The sequence below is a fragment of the Arthrobacter sp. zg-Y877 genome, from assembly GCF_030373105.1.
In the GTDB taxonomy this organism is placed as follows: domain Bacteria; phylum Actinomycetota; class Actinomycetes; order Actinomycetales; family Micrococcaceae; genus Arthrobacter_B.
On the sequence record NZ_JAUCPU010000007.1, the window covers coordinates 443997 to 466419 of the forward strand.

Annotated in this window: 19 protein-coding genes and 2 pseudogenes; 16 read left to right on the forward strand and 5 right to left on the reverse strand. The window is 64.5% G+C overall.

Going from position 1 to position 22423, the window contains the following annotated elements; all coding sequences use genetic code 11:
* Nucleotides 1-64 precede the first annotated feature (64 nt).
* From QNO03_RS12940 to QNO03_RS12955, 4 genes are read left to right on the forward strand one after another with little or no spacing between them, the layout of a single operon-like run.
* Nucleotides 65-1564: an FGGY-family carbohydrate kinase gene (locus tag QNO03_RS12940; RefSeq protein ID WP_289603576.1), complete on the forward strand. Its 1500-nt coding sequence runs from the start codon at nt 65-67 to the stop codon at nt 1562-1564.
* On the forward strand, nt 1561-3045 hold the full coding sequence (locus QNO03_RS12945) for an FGGY-family carbohydrate kinase (protein WP_289603577.1): 1485 nt from the start codon (nt 1561-1563) through the stop codon (nt 3043-3045). Before QNO03_RS12940 ends, QNO03_RS12945 begins: the two co-directional genes overlap by 4 nt.
* Nucleotides 3042-3674: a histidine phosphatase family protein gene (locus QNO03_RS12950; protein ID WP_289603578.1), complete on the forward strand. Its 633-nt coding sequence runs from the start codon at nt 3042-3044 to the stop codon at nt 3672-3674. The genes QNO03_RS12945 and QNO03_RS12950 overlap by 4 nt, the downstream gene beginning before the upstream one ends.
* Nucleotides 3675-3683: 9 nt before the next feature.
* Complete coding sequence (locus QNO03_RS12955; protein ID WP_289603579.1) at nt 3684-4724, forward strand: 2-hydroxyacid dehydrogenase; 1041 nt, start codon at nt 3684-3686, stop codon at nt 4722-4724.
* A 159-nt stretch (nt 4725-4883) separates the two neighbouring features.
* Here QNO03_RS12955 and QNO03_RS12960 read toward each other — a convergent pair.
* Both QNO03_RS12960 and QNO03_RS12965 read right to left on the reverse strand, forming a co-directional pair.
* Nucleotides 4884-5396 (reverse strand): annotated as a pseudogene (locus tag QNO03_RS12960) (oxidoreductase); the annotation flags it as partial.
* 100 nt (nt 5397-5496) lie between these two features.
* Complete coding sequence (locus QNO03_RS12965) at nt 5497-6231, reverse strand: DUF4386 domain-containing protein (RefSeq protein ID WP_289603580.1); 735 nt, start codon at nt 6229-6231, stop codon at nt 5497-5499.
* Between the two features lie 104 nt (nt 6232-6335).
* Here QNO03_RS12965 and QNO03_RS12970 point away from each other — a divergent pair, with 104 nt between their 5' ends.
* Nucleotides 6336-7034: a TetR/AcrR family transcriptional regulator C-terminal domain-containing protein gene (locus QNO03_RS12970; protein WP_229946382.1), complete on the forward strand. Its 699-nt coding sequence runs from the start codon at nt 6336-6338 to the stop codon at nt 7032-7034.
* Between the two features lie 202 nt (nt 7035-7236).
* Here the strand turns inward: QNO03_RS12970 and QNO03_RS12975 are convergent.
* A pseudogene (locus QNO03_RS12975) lies at nt 7237-7353 on the reverse strand (histidine phosphatase); the annotation flags it as partial.
* Nucleotides 7354-7629: 276 nt separating this feature from the next.
* Here QNO03_RS12975 and QNO03_RS12980 point away from each other — a divergent pair.
* Complete coding sequence (locus QNO03_RS12980) at nt 7630-8550, forward strand: alpha/beta fold hydrolase (protein WP_229946386.1); 921 nt, start codon at nt 7630-7632, stop codon at nt 8548-8550.
* A complete protein-coding gene (locus QNO03_RS12985; RefSeq protein ID WP_229946387.1) occupies nt 8540-9514 on the forward strand; it encodes a CPBP family intramembrane glutamic endopeptidase in 975 nt (324 codons plus the stop codon). Before QNO03_RS12980 ends, QNO03_RS12985 begins: the two co-directional genes overlap by 11 nt.
* A 322-nt stretch (nt 9515-9836) precedes the next feature.
* On the opposite strand, the gene QNO03_RS12990 is transcribed toward QNO03_RS12985, so the two are convergent.
* Nucleotides 9837-10919 carry an alkene reductase gene (locus QNO03_RS12990; RefSeq protein ID WP_289603581.1) on the reverse strand — a complete coding sequence of 361 codons (1083 nt, stop codon included), beginning with the start codon at nt 10917-10919 and terminating at the stop codon, nt 9837-9839.
* A gap of 423 nt (nt 10920-11342) precedes the next feature.
* On the opposite strand from QNO03_RS12990, the gene QNO03_RS12995 reads away from it, so the two are divergent.
* The 8 genes from QNO03_RS12995 (at nt 11343) to QNO03_RS13030 (ending at nt 20160) form a co-directional block, all read left to right on the forward strand.
* A complete protein-coding gene (locus QNO03_RS12995; protein WP_289603582.1) occupies nt 11343-12080 on the forward strand; it encodes a DUF4145 domain-containing protein in 738 nt (245 codons plus the stop codon).
* 722 nt (nt 12081-12802) lie between these two features.
* A complete protein-coding gene (locus tag QNO03_RS13000) occupies nt 12803-13417 on the forward strand; it encodes a hypothetical protein (RefSeq protein ID WP_289603583.1) in 615 nt (204 codons plus the stop codon).
* 177 nt (nt 13418-13594) lie between these two features.
* Nucleotides 13595-15079, forward strand: coding sequence for a fumarylacetoacetate hydrolase family protein (locus QNO03_RS13005; RefSeq protein WP_289603584.1), 1485 nt, complete (start codon nt 13595-13597; stop codon nt 15077-15079).
* Nucleotides 15076-15798, forward strand: coding sequence for a GntR family transcriptional regulator (locus QNO03_RS13010; RefSeq protein WP_289603585.1), 723 nt, complete (start codon nt 15076-15078; stop codon nt 15796-15798). Before QNO03_RS13005 ends, QNO03_RS13010 begins: the two co-directional genes overlap by 4 nt.
* A gap of 36 nt (nt 15799-15834) precedes the next feature.
* Nucleotides 15835-17352 carry a 5-carboxymethyl-2-hydroxymuconate semialdehyde dehydrogenase gene (gene hpaE / locus QNO03_RS13015; protein ID WP_289603586.1) on the forward strand — a complete coding sequence of 506 codons (1518 nt, stop codon included), beginning with the start codon at nt 15835-15837 and terminating at the stop codon, nt 17350-17352.
* 50 nt (nt 17353-17402) lie between these two features.
* Nucleotides 17403-18500 (forward strand): 3,4-dihydroxyphenylacetate 2,3-dioxygenase, encoded by a 1098-nt coding sequence (gene hpaD, locus QNO03_RS13020; RefSeq protein WP_289603706.1) that lies wholly within the window; start codon nt 17403-17405, stop codon nt 18498-18500.
* An 89-nt stretch (nt 18501-18589) separates the two neighbouring features.
* Nucleotides 18590-19375 carry a 2-oxo-hept-4-ene-1,7-dioate hydratase gene (gene hpaH / locus QNO03_RS13025; RefSeq protein WP_289603587.1) on the forward strand — a complete coding sequence of 262 codons (786 nt, stop codon included), beginning with the start codon at nt 18590-18592 and terminating at the stop codon, nt 19373-19375.
* Nucleotides 19360-20160 (forward strand): HpcH/HpaI aldolase family protein, encoded by an 801-nt coding sequence (locus QNO03_RS13030; protein ID WP_289603588.1) that lies wholly within the window; start codon nt 19360-19362, stop codon nt 20158-20160. Before hpaH ends, QNO03_RS13030 begins: the two co-directional genes overlap by 16 nt.
* A gap of 316 nt (nt 20161-20476) precedes the next feature.
* On the opposite strand, the gene QNO03_RS13035 is transcribed toward QNO03_RS13030, so the two are convergent.
* Nucleotides 20477-21163 carry a M23 family metallopeptidase gene (locus QNO03_RS13035; RefSeq protein ID WP_289603589.1) on the reverse strand — a complete coding sequence of 229 codons (687 nt, stop codon included), beginning with the start codon at nt 21161-21163 and terminating at the stop codon, nt 20477-20479.
* 229 nt (nt 21164-21392) lie between these two features.
* Here QNO03_RS13035 and bsh point away from each other — a divergent pair, with 229 nt between their 5' ends.
* Nucleotides 21393-22340 carry a choloylglycine hydrolase gene (gene bsh, locus QNO03_RS13040; protein ID WP_289603590.1) on the forward strand — a complete coding sequence of 316 codons (948 nt, stop codon included), beginning with the start codon at nt 21393-21395 and terminating at the stop codon, nt 22338-22340.
* Nucleotides 22341-22423 lie beyond the last annotated feature (83 nt).

Below are 22423 nucleotides of genomic sequence, written 5' to 3' on the forward strand. Positions count from 1 at the left end.
ATCGGGGGTACTGAAGATTTTCTGGCGAAACTAGCGGTTGGGTCGACTCAACGAGGAGTGAACCATGGCAGCAATAGCCGTAGACGCGGGCACCACCATGATCAAGGCCGTCGGTTATGACGACGAGGGAAGGGAGATGGTCGTCGCACGCCGCCCCGCGGCCGTCAACAGACCGCACCCCGGCTGGGTTGAACAGGACATGCGCGTCGTCTGGGACGCAGTGTCCCAATGCATCAGAAACGTCGCTGCCCAGCTCCCAACACCCGTCGACTTCCTCGCGGTCACCGGACAAGGCGATGGCAGTTGGCTTATCGACGAGAACGGGGAGCCAACGGGGCCGGCCATTCTCTGGAATGACGGGCGAGCCGGTGACATCGTCGAAGCTTGGCGGCGGGAAGGAACGTTGGAGCGTGCCTTCATTAAGAATGGGTCGGTAACATTCGCGGGACTTCCGAACGCCATCCTGACCTGGCTCGGAAAGAACGATCCCGGCCGGCTTAGGGCGTCGACGTCGTCACTAACGTGCGATGGCTGGCTGTTCTTCAAATTGACGGGTATCCGCGCAGTCGACGGCTCCGACGGAGCGGCACCCTTCATGGATATACGCACCCGCGAGTACTCCGCGGAAGTCTTCGAGGCGTATGAGATGCCATGGGCGAAAGACCTCATGCCTGCCATCCTCAGCGACACCGATCGTTCTCGCCCCCTCCGCGCCGACGTCGCGGCCAGCCTGGGACTGTCACGATCGACCCCGGTCATCATGGCGTCCTATGACATTGCAGCGACATCCATTGGAGCTGGCGCGATCCTTCCCGGACAGGCGTGCTGCATCCTCGGAACAACCCTGTGCACGGAAGTGGTCACTGACGGGATTGACACCGGGGGAGAGCCGGCCGGGCTCACCGTGGGGCTGGGAGTCGAGGGGCGTTACCTAAGGGCGTTGCCTACTCTGGCTGGCGGAGAAGTCATTCAGTGGGCTTGCTCAGTGCTCAACTGCAGCACCCCGGTGGAATTCACCGAGTTGGCGTATCACAGCCCCCGCGGTGCTAACGGGCTTATTTTCCTTCCCTATCTCTCGCCGGCGGGGGAACGAGCGCCCTTCCTCGACTCATCCGCCCGAGGCAGCTTCTTCGGTTTATCCCTTGAGCACCGGCGTGAAGACCTCGCACGCGCAGTCCTCGAAGGACTCACCTTCGTTATTCGGGACTGTCTTGAGGCCGCCGGGCCCGCTCCTGCCGAACTGCGTGTCTGCGGTGGAGGCGCCGACAACACGCGTTGGCTTCAACTGATCGCCGACATGACCGGGGTGCCTGTTCGCAAACTCACCGATACGGAGGTCGGCGCTCGTGGCGCCTACCTTCTCGGTCTCACCAGCACTAGGGCAGCATCCACTATCGAGGCAGCAGTCGGCGCACATGTGCGGATCAGCACAAGTTTCGACCCGTCACCTGAGAGTGCACGTTTCTACGACCGGCTGTACCGGAACTTCCTCGAGTTGCGTGAAAGTGCCCGAGGTGCCTGGCCGCTACTGGTGCGCATGCGCGAGCAATCGGTGACCCTATGACTGCCTCCACCGTCGACGCTTGGCTCGGGATCGACCTCGGTACGCAGAGTGTGCGGGCCTGCGCAGTGGCCGACGACGGCGAAATCCTCGCCACCGCTTCGTCACCGCTGAACAGCCGCCGTAACGGGAACCGCCACGAACAAGATCCCGAGCAATGGTGGGAAGCCGCTACGGCTGCCATCAGGCGGGTCCTTGCCACGACTAATGCCATGATCCACGGTGTCTCCGTTGACGGAACATCCGGCACCATTTTGTTGGCCGACGCCAGCGGCAAGCCACTAACCCGGGGACTGATGTATGACGATGGCCGCGCGACTGAGGTTCTTCACCTTGTCAATGCGAAAGGCCAGGGCCACTGGGCGAAGCTAGGCTACCAGCGGATGCAGGCCACTTGGGCCCTTCCGAAACTCGCGTGGCTGCAGGCAAACCAGCCCGAAATTCTGAGCCGTCTCGACACGAGGCTGATGCACCAAACCGACTTCATCAACAGCCGGCTTGCGGGCCGATTGGTCGCATCCGACCTCAGCAGCGCACTCAAGTCCGGTGCTGATCTCATTAGTGAGACCTGGCCTACGTCGGTCTTCGAAAACCTGGCAATCTCACCCAGCATCCTTCCACCCCTGGTCAGGTCCGGAACGCTACTGGCAACTCTGGGAGCAGACGCCGCCGCGTCGACGGGTCTTCCCTACGGAACACCGATAGTCGCTGGGGCCACAGACGGATGCGCTGCCCAGCTGGGGGCTGGCGCAGTGACACCCGGTGATTGGAATTCCGTAGTCGGAACAACGCTCGTCCTCAAGGGCGTGTCCGAAACCATCATCGAAGACCCCCTCGGCGTGGTCTATTCCCATAAAGGCCCCGACGGCCAATGGCTCCCCGGAGGTGCCTCCAGCTCGGGGGCCGGGGTCATCAGCCGTGATTTTCCGGCCAGCGACCTCGCAAGACTCGAGCACGCAGCCCAACCGTTCCATCCTGGCGTCACAACCACCTACCCGCTCGTTTCCAATGGAGAGCGATTTCCTTTCAATGCGCCGGATGCACACGGGTTCACCATCGGCACGCCCACCAGCGCAGCGGAGCGGTACGCCGCAGTACTCCAAGGCCTCGCCTTCGTCGAACGGCTGTGCTTTGACTACCTCGACTACCTCGGCGCGAACACTTCCGGACGACTACTGTTCACAGGCGGAGCAACGAAAAGCTCTTACTGGTCCCAGCTACGGGCTGACGTTCTCGGCAGGAACATTCACCTGCCCGATAGTGCGGAACCGGCGTTAGGTGCTGCCGTTCTCGCTGCCGCAGGAGTTTCGGGATGCACCACTGCCGAGATGGCCAGCCGCATGGTGCGGGTTACGAAGACCATTGCACCGCGAACAGACTACATCGGCCGCTTTGCGGCGCCTTACCTGGTCTTTTTGGCCTCGCTGGAGAACCGCGGGTGGCTCGACAGCGGTGTCGCAGCACATGCAAGGAGAGCTTTATGACTACCTTCTTTTTGGCCCGCCACGGAGAAACGGTCTGGCATGCGGACAACCGCTACGCGGGGCTGACAGATGTAGCGCTTACGCCGCACGGACTCAACCAGGGCGACCGGCTCGCCGCGTGGGCAGCGACGGCGTCCCTGACGGGAGTGTGGTCCTCCCCGCTCAGCCGGGCGGAATTCACAGCACGCAAGGCCGCAACCGCTGCGTCCCTTCCGCTCAACACGGACGCCCGGCTGGCCGAGCTTGATTTCGGCGAGGGAGAGGGACTAACTAAGGCCGAGATGCAGGAGCGATTCCCCGAGTCCCTGGCCGCGTTCGAAAAGGATCCGGTGGTGCACCACCTTCCCGGCGGAGAAGATCCAACTCGCGCTGCGTCCCGGTTCTGCGAGATTCTCGAGAGGATTAGCGCCGAGTCCCCTGCAGGCCGTGTCCTCGTCGTCGCGCACTCCACCGTCCTCCGACTCGCCCTGGCCACCTACCTAGGCATCAACACATCCAACTATCGGCGGGTTTTCCCAGAGTTGAAAAACTGCTCGCTGACCGAACTCAGGCTAGACAACGGACAACCCGCCCTTTTGAGGTACAACGCTGATGCCGTAGCCAAACCTGTCTGCAACTCCTCCAATTAAGGACGCTTCATGAATATGCGCATTCTGGCCGCTGGTGATCACTTCGTGACTGCCAGCCTGCTCGTCGACGCCATAAATCGTCAGATTCCGGGCGGAGTTACCTTGAGCGAACTAACACTTCCTTGGCCGGTGCAACCCTTCGGCCGGGTGGGAGAGGTGGATGAGGCCTCCGGTACTGAGGACGAGTTGATCCAGGCGCTGCAGGGAGTAGAGATATGTGTAACCCAAATGGCTCCACTAACGGAGAAGGTGCTCTCAGCCTGTCCCGACCTGCGTCTCTTCTGCATCGGCAGAGGGGGGCCCGTCAACGCCAATCTTGAGGCCGCAACCCGGCACGGAGTAGCCATAACGTACGCTCCGGGGCGGAACTCCACTGCCACCGCGGAACATACGGTTGCAATGATGCTCGCTGCGGCACGCCGGATCCCGTCGACCCACGGCGATCTCCTGGGAGGGCAGTGGCGGGGCGACTACTACATGTATGACCGTGTCGGGCCTGAACTTGAGGGAAGCACCGTCGGACTGATCGGCTACGGAGCCATCGGCCGGAAAGTGGCCCGCATCCTCGGAGGATTCGGTGCTGATGTCCTCGTCTACGACCCCTACGTCCGTCAGGAAGACGTCGGCTCTGCGCAACTTGTGGATCTGCCTGAACTGCTCAGACGGTCCCGGATTGTGTCCCTCCATGCCCGCGCAACGGAAGAGACTGCGGGCATGATTGGAGCTGCGGAAATTGCATCCATGCCAGCAGGTTCCATACTGGTGAACTGCGCTCGGGGAGCACTCCTCGACTACGATGCCGCGCTGGACGCTCTGGAGCGCGGCCAGCTCTTCGGAGCCGCCTTTGACGTATTCCCCGAAGAGCCGATCCCCGGCGCCTCACGGCTCCTCACCACGGCCGGGGTCGTTATGACCCCACATCTGGCGGGCTCAAGCAAGGAAACTGCCCGGAACGCGGCAGAAATCATCGCTGCTGAAGTCGGGCGGTACATCCGCGGCGAAGCATTGCACTACCGGGCAAATCCTTTCAGTTCGGTTGCTCCGTCGTAGGAGTGGCGAGGGCCTCACTCGACGAGGCGGGCGCGTCGGGTGCTTCGTTCGCCGTCAACATAGGAGGATTCCCTGGGCTGAAGGCGCTGGAATCCATGTAAAAGAGGACGGCAGGCCTCCCGCATGATGCGGAAGGCCTGCCGCCGTCGTTCGCCCGAACTAGGAAACCGGCGCCAGCTCCGGGTAGTCCGTGTAGCCGGCGGCACCGTCGGTGTAGACAGTGGCCTGGTCGATCTCGTTCAGCGGGTGGTCCTCCTGCCAGCGGCGGGCCAGATCCGGGTTGGCGATCACGGGACGGCCGACGACGGCGGCGTCAGCCAGGTCCTCCTCGAGCAGCATGACGGCGTCGTCGCGGGTGGTGACCGTGCCGAAGCCGGTGTTCAGCAGCACCGGGCCGCCGAAGCGGTGGCGCAGGTCCTGGACCATCTCGTCGGCCGGGTCGGCGTGCAGGATGGACAGGTAGGCCGGCTTCAGGTCGGCGATGCCGTCGACCAGTGCGGTGTAGGTGGCGGTGACATCGGCGCGGTCGGTTTCCAGCACGCCCTGGATGTTGTGTTCCGGGGAGATGCGGATGCCGGTGTGCTCGGCGCCGACGGCCGCGGCCACGGCACGGAAGGCCTCGATGACCATCCGGGCCCGGTTCTCCGGCGATCCGCCGTAGTTGTCGGTGCGGGTCAGCCGGAATAGGTTGTTGCTAGGGCCCGATCGTCAGGGCCGGATGGCGCCGTCGGCCAGTTCAAACAGGGTGACCGCAGGCGTGCGTCCGACCACCTTAGGAGTGCTCGTTCGCGAGCTTCCCCAAGACATGAGGTTGTTCGAGGGTGGCTTCGGTTGTTCCAGTGTTCCGCGGCCGGCGGAAGCCGACCACCACCAGGTAGATCCCCAGCGAGGCCTCCCAGATGATCTCGGGAAGGGTGGCCAGGGCAGAGAGAACCGAGGACTGCCCATAGGCTCCGAAGAGCACGGCGATACCGGACATCGACATCAACGGACCGCCAATCAGACCGAACAATGCCATCGGCCGCGGCACCAGATGCGAGCGGTACATCAGGAAGCCGAGCAGCAGTCCGTTCCCGATCCCGACCACAAAGCCCGGGCCCAGCAGGAATGTCCAGCCATGCACTGCCACCAGTGCCCGGGCCACGGGCAGGTACTCAGCGGCGTCGGCACCGGCGGTCTGCCGCAGCGTCACCACGGTGAGCACGCTGAGGATGCCGACGGCAATGAATGTGCATTCCACAATCCGGGCCGCGAGATAGCCAACCGCGGCGGTCTCGCTGTAGCGGCGGAGGACGGGAAACAATACGACAGCGGTGCCGATGTTCGTGATGATCAGCACCAGTTCGCAGACCGCGCCGAGCAGTATCCGGGTGTCCACACCGGGCCCCGTGAGGTAGTTCGGGTCGGTGAGCAGCGGTGCGTACAGTGCGGCCCCGGCGATGGCCGAGACAAAGGTGAGGAGGAAAAGGATCCCGGCGGTCCGGGCGGTCCGGTTGGAGGCTTGCATGGTGCTCCCTGTCGGCCAAAGGTGTACTTCGTACACCACATGCGATGAACGTAGGTGTATGACGTACACTCTGTCAAGCATCAATTCCCAGGAAGGTGGCCGCTTTGCCGCAGGAACCCAAGGACCGGCAGCAGCCGCCCGTGTCCCGACCGCGCCTGAACCGGGAAGCCGTACTCCGCGCCGGCGTCGAACTGGCTGACCAGGTGGGTATCGAGGGTTTCACCATGCGCACCCTCTCCCAGGAACTCGGTGTGGTTCCCATGGCGCTGTATAAGCACGTGGCCAATAAGCAGGAACTGCTCGAGGGCATGGTGGATCTCGTCTGGAGCGAGGTCACGGAGCCTGACGCCGGGCACGGCTGGAAGCAGGCCATGCGGGACCGTGCCGTCTCCCTCCGGGCCGCACTGGTCCGGCACCGCTGGGCGGTGGGGCGGATGGAAGCAGCAGGACGCCCGGGCCCGGAGAGCCTGCGCCAACACAACACGCTGCTGGGCTGCTTAAGGGAGAACGGTTTTTCCTTCCGGACCACCGTCCACGTCACCAGCCTGCTGGACGCCTACGTGTACGGCTTCGCGCTGCAGCAGGAGACCCTGTCCTTCGAGACCCCGGAAGAGTCGGCCGAGGCCGCCGCTGCCACCCGCGATGCTGAGTCGGCGGAGGCTGCTGCCCGGTATCCGTACCTGCTCGAAGTGGTGGAGGAGCTGGCCAAGGAGGGCTACGACTACGACACCGAGTTCGCCGTCGGGCTGGACGTTCTGCTGGATGGCATCGAGGTTCTGCGGGGTTCCTGGCGCGACGGCTAGGTGCGGCCACACGGCGAGCTCGGGCACGGGGTCCTGGAGGGTGGCGTAGCTCGGCGGGGGATTCTAGCTCCGGCGCGCGGCCTGCACAACGACGTCGGGCAGGGTGACGGTCTGTCCGTCCGGCGCCGTGACGGTGCGGAACTGCGTGTCGGCGGACCTAATGGTCCATTCCACCGGATCCAGCAGTGCCGCAACGTCGGCAACGGTGACGGTGGCTTCGCCGGGCGGCGTCGAGTTCGACGCCGGGGGTCCGGCCGGCCGGCAGCCCGGAGGCGTTCGCTGTGGTGCGGCCGTGCCGCACGAGGATTACTGTTGCCATTCCTCCAGCCTAGCCGCGGGGTCCGACGGCGCGGCGGACGGGGCCTGGTAGCAGCGCGGCATAGCTCTGTCCCTTCTTGGTTGCTGTCGCCGTTCTAGGTAATGCCTGGTGGCCGATTCTAGGTGCTCGCCACCGACGCGAGAGCGCCGACGCCGGTGGGAGTCTGGCAACGTCGCCGTGAACGGGTATCCGATCCCGGCACAGCCGCGGCCCAGGGGCGGAGCTCCACCGGCTGGGGCGTTCATGTCATTGGGCACACTACCGAGAGGGAAGACCATGGCGTTTATCAGCGTCGGATCAGAGAACAGCACGCCAATCGAGTTGTATTACGAGGACCAGGGTGCGGGGCAGCCTGTCGTCCTGATTCACGGGTATCCATTGAACGGACACAGCTGGGAGCATCAGGCACGGGAGCTCCTGGCCAGCGGGTACCGGGTTATCACCTACGACCGGCGCGGCTTCGGCCAGTCATCGAAGGTCAGTGTCGGCTACGACTACGACACCTTTGCCGCCGACCTGAGCATCCTGCTGGAGGCCCTGGATCTGCAGGACGTCGTCCTGGTGGGCTTCTCGATGGGGACCGGCGAGCTCGCTCGCTATGTCGCCAAGTATGGCCACGAGCGGGTGGCCAAGCTTGCATTCCTCGCCTCGCTGGAGCCCTTCCTTGTTGCGCGTGAAGACAACCCCGAGGGCGTGCCGCGGGCGGTGTTCGATGGAATTGAAGCTGCGGCCAGGAGCGACCGGTACGCCTGGTACACGCAGTTCTTCTCGGACTTCTACAACCTCAACGAGAACCTCGGTACCCGGGTCAGCCAGGAGGCGGTGAGCGGCAGCTGGAACACCGCAATCTCCAGCGCCCCGGTGGCGGCCTACGCCGTCGTCTCTTCGTGGATCGAGGATTTTCGGCGTGATGTCGAAGCAGTGCGCCGGAGCGGGAAGCCGGTGTTGATCCTGCACGGCACTGCCGACCGTATCCTGCCCATCGACAACACGGCCCGCCGGTTCTCCCGGTCACTGCCCGCTGCTCACTACGTCGAGGTGGAGGGCGCCCCTCACGGGTTGCTCTGGACGCATGCCGACGACGTCAATGACGCCCTGCGCACCTTCCTAGGTTCGCCCCGCGACGGCTCCGCCACCGCTGAACCGGGCCATCTCGCCACACACAACACGAAAGTAGAGGCCAGCCATGGGTCCTAATGAGAATGTCATCAACCAGGTATCCACACTCCGCGATACCGATCACGACACCAGCCGCGCCGGGGGAGACATCCCGGCTGGCACCCCGTACCACCGGGTGCTCGACCGGAAAACCAAAGGACGCGGAATACCGCGTGGCATTCTTGCCATCGTGCTTCTTTTTGGAGGATTGCTGGGATTTGGTGCCGTCGCCGCGCAGATCAGTGGACAGATTGATCTCTTGCTTGGCCGAGACAGCATTGTCACTGGCGGCACGGAATTCACGACCGTTACGCTGGCTGGTACCTTCGCCTCGAGCGCGCTACTCATTCCGTGGAGCATGCTCATCCAGCGCTGGCTCTACGGTGTCAAGGGGCGCACGATGCATTCCGTTACCGGAGTGTTCCGAGCGGCAGTGCTGGGTCGGGCAGTACTCGTTCTTGTGCCCGTCTGGGCCGTTTATATGACCGTCCTGACTATTCTTCAGCCTTCCGTAATGACCGACTGGGCCGTAGGCGACCTCCTCTTCATGTTCGTGGTCACGGTCTTGATCGTGCCGCTGCAGACCGCGGGCGAAGAGTACGGGTTCAGGGGGCTGATCTTTCGCGTGGCTGCTAGCTGGGGGAGAAGCCCTCGCTCAGCCCTGGCCTTGGGGGTGGTCGTCTCTTCGGTGCTGTTCGCGACGATCCACCTGTCCACCGACCTTTGGCTCAATCTTCAGTTCTTGGCCGTGGGCATCACCTTCGCGCTGATCACGTGGCGTACGGGTGGTCTTGAGACGTCAGTCGTGCTGCACGCGGCCAATAATTCTCTTGGCCTGATGTTGGCACTTGCGCTTCACGCCGACCTCAATGCGACGACAGATCGCTCTTCCGGGGTGGGTTCCATGGCTTTCCTTATCCCCGTGGTCCTGTTGGCGGTAATCACCGGGGTGATCTGGTACCGCACGCGGCATACCGGGCCTGTGCTCACCCCGGCACCTTGATACAGCGTTAGTTCCCCGCGCCAGAGCGACAGGCGCAGGGCAGCAATCCTGATAAGGAGCAGTGTTATGACTGACCGTATGAAAGCAGTTGTGCTCGCCCGCTTCGGTGGAGCCGGTGGTCGTCAGCCATGCGGCTTCCCGACCCCCAATCGGTTTCTGTCTTATCTATCCATCGGAGGATAGCAATTGCAGCGAGGGACTCCGGACTGCGCCCAATCACTGGGCCTTGGGCCATGCGGTGTTAATGGCGTGAGTACCTCCGCACAGGCGAACGGCAGGCCTCCCGCATCATGCGAAGGCCTGCCGTCGTCGTTCGTTCGAGCTAGGAAACCGGAGCCAGCACCGGGTAGTCCGTGTAGCCGGCGGCGCCGTCGGTGTAGACGGTGGCCTGGTCGATCTCGTTCAGCGGGTGGTCCTCCTGCCAGCGGCGGGCCAGGTCCGGGTTCGCGATGACGGGACGGCCGACGACGGCGGCGTCGGCCAGGTCCTCTTCGAGCAGCATGACGGCGTCGCTGCGGGAGGTGACCGAGCCGAAGCCGGTGTTCAGCAACACCGGGCCGCCGAAGCGGTGGCGCAGGCCCTGGACCAGCTCGTCGGCCGGATCCGCGTGCAGGATGGACAGGTAGGCCGGCTTCAGATCGGCGATGCCGTCCACCAGCGCGGTGTAGGTGGCGGTCACGTCGGCGCGGTCGGTTTCCAGCACGCCCTGGATGTTGTGCTCCGGGGAGATGCGGATGCCGGTGTGCTCGGCGCCGATGGCCTCGGCCACGGCGCGGAAGGCCTCGATGACCAGGCGGGCCCGGTTCTGCGGCGATCCGCCGTAGTTGTCGGTACGCGTGTTGGAGACGGGGGAGAGGAATTCCTGCAGCAGGTAGCCGTTGGCCCCGTGCAGCTCGACGCCGTCGAACCCTGCCTTCATCGCGTTCCGCGCGGCGGAGACGAAGTCCTGCACGATGCCGGGGAGTTCGGCTTCGGTGAGGGCGTGGGGCACCGGGAAGGGCTGCTTGCCGTCGTAGGTGTGCGCCATGCCTTCAACCGCGATGGCGCTGGGGGCGACGACTGGACGGCCGCCGTTGATGTTCTCGTGTGCGACGCGTCCGGAGTGCATCAGCTGCGCGACGATCCGGCCGCCGGCTTCGTGCACGGCGTCGGTGACGCGCTTCCAGCCGGTGACGTGTTCCTCGGTGACCAGGCCGGGCATCAGGGCGTTGCCCTGGCCGGTGAAGGAGGGGTAGATGCCGTCGGTGATGATCAGGCCCATGGAGGCGCGCTGGCGGTAGTGCTCGACCATGATGTCGGTGGGCACGCCGTTGCGGTCGGCGCGGACGCGGGACATCGGTGCCATGACGAGGCGGTTGGGCAGTTCCATGGTGCCGACGACGAGGGGGGGGGTAAAGAGCTTCAAGTGGTGGTTCCTTTTTGTCGCGTGTGCCCAGGACTGAGGCGTTCTGAGCGAAGGTTTGTCTATCCGGCGACAACCAAACGAAAGGCGTCTTCTATTCCGCCAAGCGTGCGAGATCACAACGGCGATGCCTCCTGCAAGTCAGTGTTCTCAAGGAGCCCTTCAAGCACTGGGTGGTCAGTTGCGATTTACCGTGGGTGGTGGAAAGTCACGCGTACCAATCAATCGGCTTTCCATTTGTTGCTTCAGTATGTCTCGCAACAGATACCAGATGTGGTTGCTTTAACAATCAGCGAGAGACATGGACGCGAGCCCCAGTTTGGTAATGTCGCGCTTGGAAATACGTCCGGCTAATTAGGGCGTCTCGGAACTCACGAGCTGCGATATCCTTCGGCGTTGCTTCACGCCATGTGGCAGAATCTCGCCATGGCTTCCGTTCACCGTTCACCCATCTTCAACTCGCCCAGTTTCAACTGTCCACGCTGCGGCGCCCTCGCTGACCAGGAGTGGCTCGCCCTATTCGGACGAGACTCTGAGCAGGGTGGATCGTTTGTAGAGCTGGGTGATGACGAGGTTATCTCTTGGAAGACAGGGAGGTTGATACGGCCCACCTGGACGGCCAGCCGCTGTTATTCCTGCAAGGACCATTCGATCTGGCTTGGTTCGGAACTCGTATACCCCAGCCGCGAGCTCATTGAACCCGAGAGTGCTCCGCATGAGGATATGCCTGCCGATGCTGCAGCCCTTTTCCGGGAAGCGGTGGCAGTGCTTCCCTTTTCTCGAAGGGCTGCTGCGGCCCTCTGCCGCGCTTCCATGGAACGACTTGTGAAGGCCCTTGATCCGGAGTGTGCCGAGCGCACGCGGTTGGATGAGAGACTCATTCGCCTTGAAGGTCGTGTGTCGTCCTCCACTATGCAACTGCTTAATGTGCTCAGGCACGTAGGCAACACGGCGCTTCACGGCGAACGCGACGATGATGGAACGGCAACAATCTACGTTGACGAGGATGACGAGACCATAGCCGAGACCTTTTTTCTCGCGATCAATACTCTCGTTGACGAACTGGTGACCCGCCCGCGCAGGAGCCAAGAGTTGTATAAAGCCCTTCCAAGTAACGTTCGGGAGGCCTACGAGCGGAAGGCTGGCAGCCAGGGAGGGGGCTGACCCCCTTGCTGGGGATGCCCCCGACCGGTCGTCCTAGCCCCTCAAGTACACGAATATCTGGACCAACATGCATCTATTGACGCCGCACCCCCGGTGCGCCTCCCCAGATGCTCCGTCTGGGGGAGGCGAGCACTGGAGTCTGTCCTAGGAGTCCTCACCCCGTCTGCGGGCTTTCATCTCGGCCCGGGTGAGGGTGTCACCGCATTCCGTACAGCGGTAGTCGCCCGTATCTGCGCTCAGATGGTATTCCTTGTCATAGCTATGCTCACTGCAAGGCAGGCCCCCTGCCTGCTTCCAGTGCTCTTCAATTCGATTCGCTTCTGCCATTTGTACCATGTATAATGCCTTTCTCTCGTTTATATGGGGAGGACATTGTACCATAAGTGCCGGTACATCTCAACTTCAGCTCGACGTCTAAGGTGCCCAGTCGTCGAAGTTTAGAGGCGAGCCGCATCAATGAGATGTGAGCCCGATTGCCGGGCTACCACGAACAGCTCGACCTGTCTCACGCGCTCGATACCACCGAGCAGTCCCAAAGGCGCCTCTTGCTGATCGGATACGAGGAAGAGGCGATGGTCCGCGTAGGTGTGGGAACCATGTGAGGGGTCCGCAGTATGGAGGGCCCCTTTTTTCATGAACCTTGAGGTGTGTGGGATGGCTCCCGAGTCGCGACACGCAGAGCGCGTGTCGGGCCCATACGCGCCCTCGACTACATTCAAACCATGTACCTACCAACCGTCTTAATTGCCTCATTAGCACTCATCTTTACCGTCTCATCATTCTGGTGGCTCAACGCCCGCCCCGGGCGTCTCGTCTTTTACTCAGTCACAACTTTCGGTGGCTACATCAATACTCAGTCACTCGTAATTCAAATCCCCGTGGTCGTCCACAACACGGGTGCCAAACCCCGTGTCATTCGGGAGCTTCGGCTCGAAGGTGTGGATCAGCCAGGCGGCACCTTTCGACTTGAAGCGCAGACATTCCATAAGAAACTGGGGCCAGGTGGGGAAGGGTCGGATTTTGTCCACCCCTTCGCAGTAAATGGCCGGAGCGTCATAACGAAGTATGTACGTTTCGCCACGGACAATGTCCCTCTACTGGTCCCGGGGGAGTCCATGAAGCTTGTGCTCCAGGGGCTCGTGGGCGAAGGGGATAGTTGGGTAGAGCTGAAAACCTTGGATATTCACGTCGGCATTCTGGTCAATTCCTTCCTGACCATGAGCAACAACCCCGGCCACTGGAAGACATACACATTGGCCGACGGGCGAGAGCATCAGGAAGCAGTCATGGGGCTCCTTCGCGAACGCCGACAGGTGAGCGCTGGCGACCCGTCGTAGGCTTGGCAGGGTCATTGCAGTTGGTCCTCCCCTCAGTGTGCGTGAAAAAGTTCCGGGCTGCCGCAGACCCGTACAGCGCCCGGCGTCTCACTTGGCAGGCCGAACTAGGCCCTTGACGAGACCCCCGTCGCATGTGACGCTGATCATATACGATTTCGTACTTGATCCAGGAGAGACATGGGCAACGACGCCACCACGGACACGCTGAAGCAGGCCGGCAAGGTCATCGCCGTCCACATCAACTACCCCTCGCGGGCAGCGGAACGCGGACGCACCCCGGAACAGCCCTCCTACTTCCTCAAGCCCAGCTCCTCTCTGGCCCTGACCGGCGGCAGCGTGGAACGCCCGGCAGGCTGCGAACTGCTCGGCTTCGAAGGCGAAATCGCCCTGATCATCGGCAAGACGGCCCGGCGGGTCAGCATCGAAGACGCCTGGAGCTACGTCGGGGGAGTGACTGCCAGCAACGACCTGGGCGTGTACGACCTGCGCTGGGCAGACAAGGGCTCCAACCTCCGCTCCAAGGGCGGCGACGGCTTCACCCCCGTTGGCCCCCATATCCTCAACGCGGCCGACGTCGACCCCGCCGCCCTGCGCGTCCGCACCTGGGTCAACGGCGACCTCGCGCAGGACGACACCACCGCAGACCTGCTCTTCCCCTTCGCCCAGCTGGTCGCCGACCTCTCCCAGCTGCTCACCCTGGAACGGGGCGATCTGATCCTCACCGGCACCCCCGCGGGCGCCTCCGTGGCCGTCCCCGGCGACCGCCTCGAAGTCGAGGTGGACGTCCCCGGCACGGACCAGACCACCGGCCGCCTTGCCACTACCGTCACCGACGGCATCACCCCGCTGGCCTCCTTCGGCGCGCAGCCCAAGGTGGACGATAAGCAGCGCGAAGAAGCCTGGGGCTCCGCGGAAAAGGCCGGCCTCGCCCCGCAGCCTGAAGCCACACAGGAACAGCAGCAAACCCTTACCCCGGAACTCAAAGCGAAGTTCGAATCCGTCGCCACCGCCACCCTGTCCTCCCAGATGCGCGCCCGCGGCCTCAACAACGTCTCCATCGACGGCCTCACCGGCACCCGCCCCGGCCGCAAGGTGGTCGGCACCGCCCGCACCCTGCGCTTCGTGCCCAACCGCGAGGACCTCTTCAAATCCCACGGCGGCGGCTACAACGCACAGAAACGCGCCATCGACTCCGTAGGCGAGGGCGAAGTCCTCGTGATGGAAGCCCGCGGCGAAAAGGGCACCGGCACCCTGGGCGACATCCTCGCCCTGCGCGCCAAGCACAACGGTGCCGCAGCCATCATCACCGACGGCGGCGTCCGCGACTACTCCACCGTCGCCGGCATCGACCTGCCCGTCTTCTGCGCCAACCCGCATCCCGCCGTCCTCGGCCGCAGGCACGTCCCCTGGGACACCGACATCACCATCGCCTGCGGTGGCGCCACCGTGCAGCCCGGCGACATCATCGTGGCCGACGACGACGGCATCCTCGTCATCCCGCCGGCCATCGCCGAAGAGCTGGTGGAGGTCTGCCTGAAGCAGGAACACCAGGAAGAGTTCATCGCCGAAATGGTTCGGGCCGGCCACGGCGTGGATGGGCTGTACCCGATGAACGCCGCCTGGAAGGAAAAGTACGAGGCCTGGGCAGCGGAACAGGCATGAGCAGCACAAACGTGAGCGGGACTGTCAGCAGCACCGGACAAGCCAGCAGCACCGCCACGGGTACCGGCTCCAAGTCGGAGCAGGCCTATGCCCAGCTCAAGGACCGCATCCTCGGCGGCGAACTGGTCCCCGGCTACCGGCTGGTGCTCAGTAGCATCGCCATCGAGATGGGCTTCAGCGTGGTCCCGGTCCGCGAAGCCATCCGCCGGCTCGAGGCTGAAGGGCTGGTGCATTTCGTCCGCAACGTCGGCGCCACGGTGGCCGGCATCGACCCGGACCTGTACCTGCACACCATGCAGACCCTCAGCATCATCGAAGGCGCAGCCACCGCCCTGGCGGCCCCCAGTATCAGCGCCGAGGAACTGGCTAAGGCCCGGGAACTCAACAACCAGATGCGCGAGGTCCTGGGCAACTTCGACCCGGTCCGCTTCACCGCCCTGAACACCGAATTCCATGCCCTGCTCTACGCCCGCTGCCCCAATCCGCACATCCTGGACCTGGTTCACCGCGGCTGGAACCGGCTGGGCCGCATGCGCTCCTCGGTCTTCCGGTACGTCCCGGACCGGGCACACGCCTCGGTGCAGGAACACGACCACCTGCTGGACCTGATCGAGACACACGCCGCAGCGGCCGACGTCGAGCACGCCGCCCGCGCGCACCGCACCAACACCCTGAACGCCTTCCTGGCGCAGAGCCACCAGCCGCCCTCGCCGATCTAGAACTTCCAAGACTTCACCGACGAAAGAGGACCATCCATGAGCACGCACTTCGTCCCCGAGAACCTCCCCACGCACATCCAGCACTTCATCAACGGCAAGTTCGTGGACTCCGCCAGCGGCGCCACCTTCGACGTACTGGACCCGGTGACCAACAAGACCTACGCCACCGCCGCCGCGGGCCAGAAGGAAGACGTCGACGCCGCCGTCGCCGCCGCCCGCGAAGCCTTCGTGAACGGCCCTTGGCCCAAGATGAAGCCGCGCGAACGCGCCCGCATCCTCAACCGAATTGCCGACGCCGTGGAGGCCCAGGAGGAACGCCTGGCCGAAATGGAAACCTTCGACACCGGCCTGCCCATCACCCAGGCCAAGGGCCAGGCCCTGCGCGCCGCGGAGAACTTCCGCTTCTTCGCGGACCTGATCGTCGCCCAGTTCGATGACGCCATGAAGGTCCCCGGCAGTCAGATCAACTACGTGAACCGCAAACCGATCGGCGTTGCCGGGCTCATTACCCCGTGGAACACCCCGTTTATGCTCGAATCCTGGAAGCTCGCCCCGGCCCTGGCCACCGGCAACACCGTGGTGCTCAAGCCGGCCGAATTCACCCCGCTCTCCGCCTCGCTCTGGGCGGACATCTTCACCGACGCCAGCGTCCCGGCCGGGGTCTTCAACCTGGTCAACGGCCTGGGCGAGGAAGCCGGCGACGCCCTCGTGAAGCACCCGCAGGTCCCGCTGATCTCCTTCACCGGCGAAACCACCACCGGGCAGACCATCTTCCGCAACGCCGCGGAAAACCTGAAGGGCCTGTCCATGGAACTCGGCGGCAAGAGCCCCTGTGTCATCTTCGCCGACGCCGACCTGGACGCCGCGATCGACTCCGCCCTGTTCGGCGTCTTCTCCCTCAACGGCGAACGCTGCACCGCCGGCTCCCGCATCCTGGTCGAACGCCCGGTCTACGACGAGTTCTGCGAGCGCTTCGCCGCCCGCGCCAAGACCATCGTCGTCGGCGACCCGCATGATCCGAAGACCCAGGTCGGTGCGCTCGTGCACCCCGAACACTTCGAGAAGGTCGCCTCCTACGTGGAGATCGGCAAGTCCGAAGGCCGCCTGCTCGCCGGCGGCGGACGCCCCGAAGGCCTCGAAGAGGGCAACTACATCGCGCCCACCGTCTTCGCCGACGTCGCCCCCGACGCCCTGATCTTCCAGGAGGAAATCTTCGGCCCCGTCGTCGCCATCACCCCCTTCGACACCGAAACCGAAGCCCTGGAACTGGCCAACAACACCAAGTACGGGCTGGCCGCCTACATCTGGACCTCCGACCTGACCCGCGCGCACAACTTCGCGCAGAACACCGAGGCCGGCATGGTCTGGCTCAACAGCCACAACGTCCGCGACCTGCGCACCCCGTTCGGCGGCGTGAAGGCCTCCGGCCTGGGCCACGAGGGCGGCTACCGCTCCATCGACTTCTACACCGACCAGCAGGCCGTCCACATCACCCTGGGTAAGGTCCACACCCCCAAGTTCGGGACCGACGACGCCGCCAAGGTCGACGGCTAAAACCTCCCCGACACTTCCCCCGCCTTTTGCAAAGGAGCAAAACCATGGACATTGAAAACCGCATTCCCACGCCCAGCATCGCCCCGCCGGACATTGTCCGCTGCGCCTACACCGACCTGGTGGTCACCGACCTGGAACGGTCCCGGAAGTTCTACGTGGACGTCCTCGGCCTGCACGTCACCGAAGAGGACGAGAACGCGATCTACCTGCGCTCCCTCGAGGAGTTCATCCACCACAACCTGGTGCTGCGCAAGGGCCCGGTGGCCGCCGTCGCCGCACTGGCCTACCGCGTCCGCACCCCCGAGGACGTGGACGTGGCCGAGGCGTACTACAAGGAACTGGGCTGCCGCACCGAACGCCGGAAGGACGGCTTCACCAAGGGCATCGGCGACTCCGTGCGCGTGGAGGACCCGCTGGGCTTCCCCTACGAGTTCTTCTACGAAACCGAGCACGTGGAACGCCTCACCCAGCGCTACGACCTCTACTCCGCCGGGGAACTCGTCCGCCTGGACCACTTCAACCAGGTCACCCCGGATGTGCCCCGCGGCCGCGCCTACCTGGAAGACCTGGGCTTCCGCGTCTCCGAGGACATCAAGGATTCCGACGGCGTCACCTACGCCGCCTGGATGCACCGCAAGCAGACCGTGCACGACACCGCCCTGACCGGCGGCGACGGCCCGCGCATGCACCACATGGCCTTCGCGACGCATGAAAAGCACAACATCATCCAGATCTGCGACAAGATGGGCGCCCTGCGCATCTCCGACCGGATCGAGCGCGGCCCCGGCCGGCACGGCGTCTCCAACGCCTTCTACCTCTACATCCTCGATCCCGACGACCACCGCATCGAGATCTACACGCAGGACTACTACACCGGCGATCCGGACAACCCCACCATCACCTGGGACGTCCACGACAACCAGCGCCGCGACTGGTGGGGCAACCCCGTGGTCCCCTCCTGGTACACCGAGGCCTCCCTGGTCCTGGATCTGGACGGCAACCCGCAGCCACTCACCACCCGCACCGAAACCTCCGAAATGGCGGTCACCATCGGCGCGGACGGGTTCTCCTACACCCGTCCCGACGACGACGGCGGCAGCTCCGCGGGTGAGCCCGCCAAGGGCTTCAAGATCGGCACCCAGCTCTAGACCGTCTGACCCCAGACCGCCCGACGGCGGGGCCGAAGCCAGCCCCCGCCGTCGTCGTACCCGCGCACCACGAACAGAAAGTAACCGCCGTGCTAGATCAACAGACCCTCCGGGCGGTGGCCGATGAGCTGCTCGAAGCCCAACGCACCCGCACGCCGGTGCCGCGCCTGACCGCGCGCTATCCGGACATGACCATTGACGACTCCTATGCCGTGCAGAACCTGTGGCGGGAACGGATGATCGCCTCCGGCCGGTCCCTGGCCGGGCACAAGATCGGCCTCACCTCCAAGGCCATGCAGGCCGCCACCGGCATCACCGAACCCGACTATGGCGTCATCCTCGACGACATGGTGCTGGAAAACGGCTGCACCCTGGAGTGGGACCGCTACACGCATCCCCGCGTGGAGGTGGAGCTGGCGTTCGTGCTGGGCAAGCCGCTCTCCGGGCCGAACTGCACGCTGTTCGACGTCCTGGACGCCACGGACTATGTGGTGCCTGCGCTGGAAATCCTGGACTCGCGGATCGAGATGGAGGGCCGGACCATCGTGGACACCATCGCCGACAACGCGGCGATGGGCGCCATGGTGGTGGGCGGGAACCCGGTGCGACCGGCCGACGTCGACCTGCGCTGGGTCTCGGCGCTGCTCTACCGGAACCAGGGAATAGAGGAAACCGGCGTCGCGGCCGGGGTGCTGAACCATCCCGCCGCCGGCGTGTACTGGCTGGCGAACAAGCTCGCCGTGCATGGCACCTCGCTGGGGGCCGGGGAAATCATCCTCGCCGGCTCCTTCACCCGCCCGATGTGGGTCTACAAGGGCGATACCGTTTTTGCCGACTACGGACCGTTGGGAACCATCACATGCCGCTTCGACTAGAGGACACCTTTGCCGCCCGGCTGGCCGGCGGCGGCCGGCAGACCGGGATGTGGGTCTGCTCCGGCAGCCCGCTGGTCGCCGAAATCTGCGCCGGCTCCGGCCTGGACTGGCTGCTGATCGACGCCGAACACAGCCCCAACGGGATCGAATCCCTGCTGGCGCAGCTGCAGGCCGTGCACGGCTATCCCGTCACCGCGGTGGTCCGTCCGCCGTCCGGGGACGCGGTGCTGCTCAAGCAGTACCTGGACCTGGGTGCGCAGAACCTGCTGATCCCCATGGTGGACACCCCGGAACAGGCCGCCGAGCTGGTCAGTGCCGTGCGCTATCCGCCGCAGGGCATCCGCGGGGTGGGCAGTGCCCTGGCCCGCGCCTCGCGCTGGAACCGGATCGAGGGGTACCTCGAGAATGCCGCGGAGTCCGTGACGCTGCTGGTGCAGATCGAGACTGCCGCCGCCGTCGAGAACGTTGAGGCGATTGCCGCCGTCGACGGCGTGGACGGGCTGTTCCTCGGCCCGGCGGACCTCGCCGCGTCCATGGGATACCTCGGCCAGCAGGAGCATCCCGACGTGATTGCGGCCGTCGAGCACTGCATCGCCGCGGTCAAGGCGGCCGGGAAGCCCGTGGGTGTCAATGCGTTCGCCGAGGCCACTGCCCGCCGCTATATCGACGCCGGGGTTGACTTCATTCTGGTGGGGGCCGACGTCGCACTCCTGGCCCGGGGCAGCGAAGCCTTGGCTGCGAAGTACATTTCACCTGCGGACGACGGCGCCCGGGCGGGTTACTGACGCGGATTTCCGTGGCTGCACCTTCCGGTGCCGCCGGTTGGGGCCCGGGCCGTAGCTGTTTTCGCGATGAAGGGCGTCCCCGGTAATCGAAAGTGCAGTACTTACCGTTTTCCGTCCGAAAATCGGTAAGTTCTGCACTTTCGATTCGCCCAGCCGCCGTCGTCCGCAGGGCGTCCCACGGAGTGGTGCTGGTGGGGCTGCTGGGATCCCTTTAGATAACATCCGCACCACCCGGTGGGATGCTGTGCTGCGCCCGGTGCTGCCCCCCGGACGCGACCGGCTCCAGCCTCGGAGGTGTCCACGGGCCCTCAAGCGGTCAGGGCGCCTCCACCGTCGAGGCCTCCTGCGGCAGCGCATTCTCGCGGCGAAGGAACGTGCTGCCACGGGCGGGTTTCTCGCCGAAGGACCGGAACACCAACGGCAACCCGCGGGCGGTCCACGGGTCGGGCCCGTCCATGGCCTGCACATGCACGTGCGGCTGCGTGGAGTTGCCCGAATTTCCGCAGTCCCCGAGGTGCTGGCCCTCTTGAACATGCTGCCCGGTGGAAACCCGGATGGAGCCGGACCGCAGGTGCATCACCCCAACCACCGCCCCGCCGTCGGGCATGGCAATGAGGACGTAGTTTCCGGCAATCGCACCGGCTCCCTGCCGCAGCCGGCCCTGCTGGCCCAGCATGTAAGGCACGAGGGCCAGCTGCGAGCGGCGGGCCTCGTGGTCCGTTTCGCCGTCGTGCACAGTCACTACCTTCCCGCTAACCGGAGCAAGGATCGGGCGGCCGAAGGCGAAGAACAGCTCCGGTGGCTCGGTGCTTAATGCGGTGCGCCAGCTGACGGTGGGTGCCGTCCGGCCGGCGTCGTCCACACCTACGAAGTCGATGGCGTAGGTGGTGGCGAGCAGATGCGTGCCGTGGCTGGGCACCCGGCGCAGGGGACTGTTCTGCACCTTCCATTTCCCGGTGAAGGGGAGGGAGACTGCCAGCGGTTTATCGGGCGGGTTGGCCATGGGTCCCTTTATAGAGTCCCCGGACCATCCCGCACTATGAACCTGCACGGATTCGGGACCAAGTTCCGCGGGGAACCTGCCGCTGGCCCGGGGTCCGGGCCTACCCTGAAAACGTAGAACGGTTGCGGGCCGGGCGACCAGCTCCGCAACTCCTCGGCAGGTTCTCCGGCGTAACCCCACCGACCAGGCGAACCGCCGTTTGGGCTTCGCCAAAAAAGGGAGCATCAACATGTGCACAGGCATCAGGTTCTCGGACGGCAGCGGCAACCTCTATTTCGCCCGGAATCTCGATTGGACGTCTGATTTCGGGGAGCGGGTGGTGGTGACGCCCACCGGGTACGCCACCAAGTCGCCCTTCGGGGCGGTGCCGAAGATCGAGCATGCCGTCATCGGCATGGGCATCGTTCAGGAAGACACGCCGCTGTACTTTGACTGCGGCAATGACGCAGGCCTGGCCGTCGGCGGCCTCAACTTTCCGGGGTACGCGGAGTACGCGCCGGCACCGGTCGACGGCGCGACGAACGTCGCCGCCTTCGAGTTTCCGCTCTGGGTGGCATCCCAGTTCGCCACAGTCGACGAGGTCGAGGCAGCTCTGGACAACGTTGTCATTGTGGATCGGCCCATCAACGAGCAGTATCCGAGCTCACTGTTGCACTGGCTGATAGGCGACTCAACGCGCTCCATCGTCGTGGAGTACACGAGCGACGGCATGCACGTCTTCCACGACGACGTCGATGTCCTGGCCAACCAGCCCGGCTTCGGCTGGCACCACGAGAACCTGCGCAACTACCTCAATACCTCCCCAGACTTCCCGGAGGAGGTGGTGCTCAACCAGGCGCATCTGACCCCGTTCGGCTCCGGGTCGTTCATGCGGGGGATCCCTGGCGACTACTACTCGCCGTCCCGGTTTGTCCGTGCGGCCTACGTCCACGCGCACTACCCGCCGAAGACCACCGAAGAGGAGAATGTCACCCGAGCCTTCCACACTCTGCAGGGGGTCTCGATGGTGGATGGCAGTGCGGCCATGGGCTCGGGCGAGTTCGAAATAACCACCTACACCGGGCTCTTCTCCTCCCGGACGATGACCTATTACTGGAACACGTACGACAACCCGGCGATCCAGAGCGTCGCGATGGCCGACCATGGGCCTGAGAAAACGGAGCTCGTGGTGGTCTAGGACTTCACCGTTTCGCGATTCGGCACACTAACGCTGGATCCGAAAGGTCAGGGGTTCGATTCCCCTAAGCCCAGAGCCCGGGG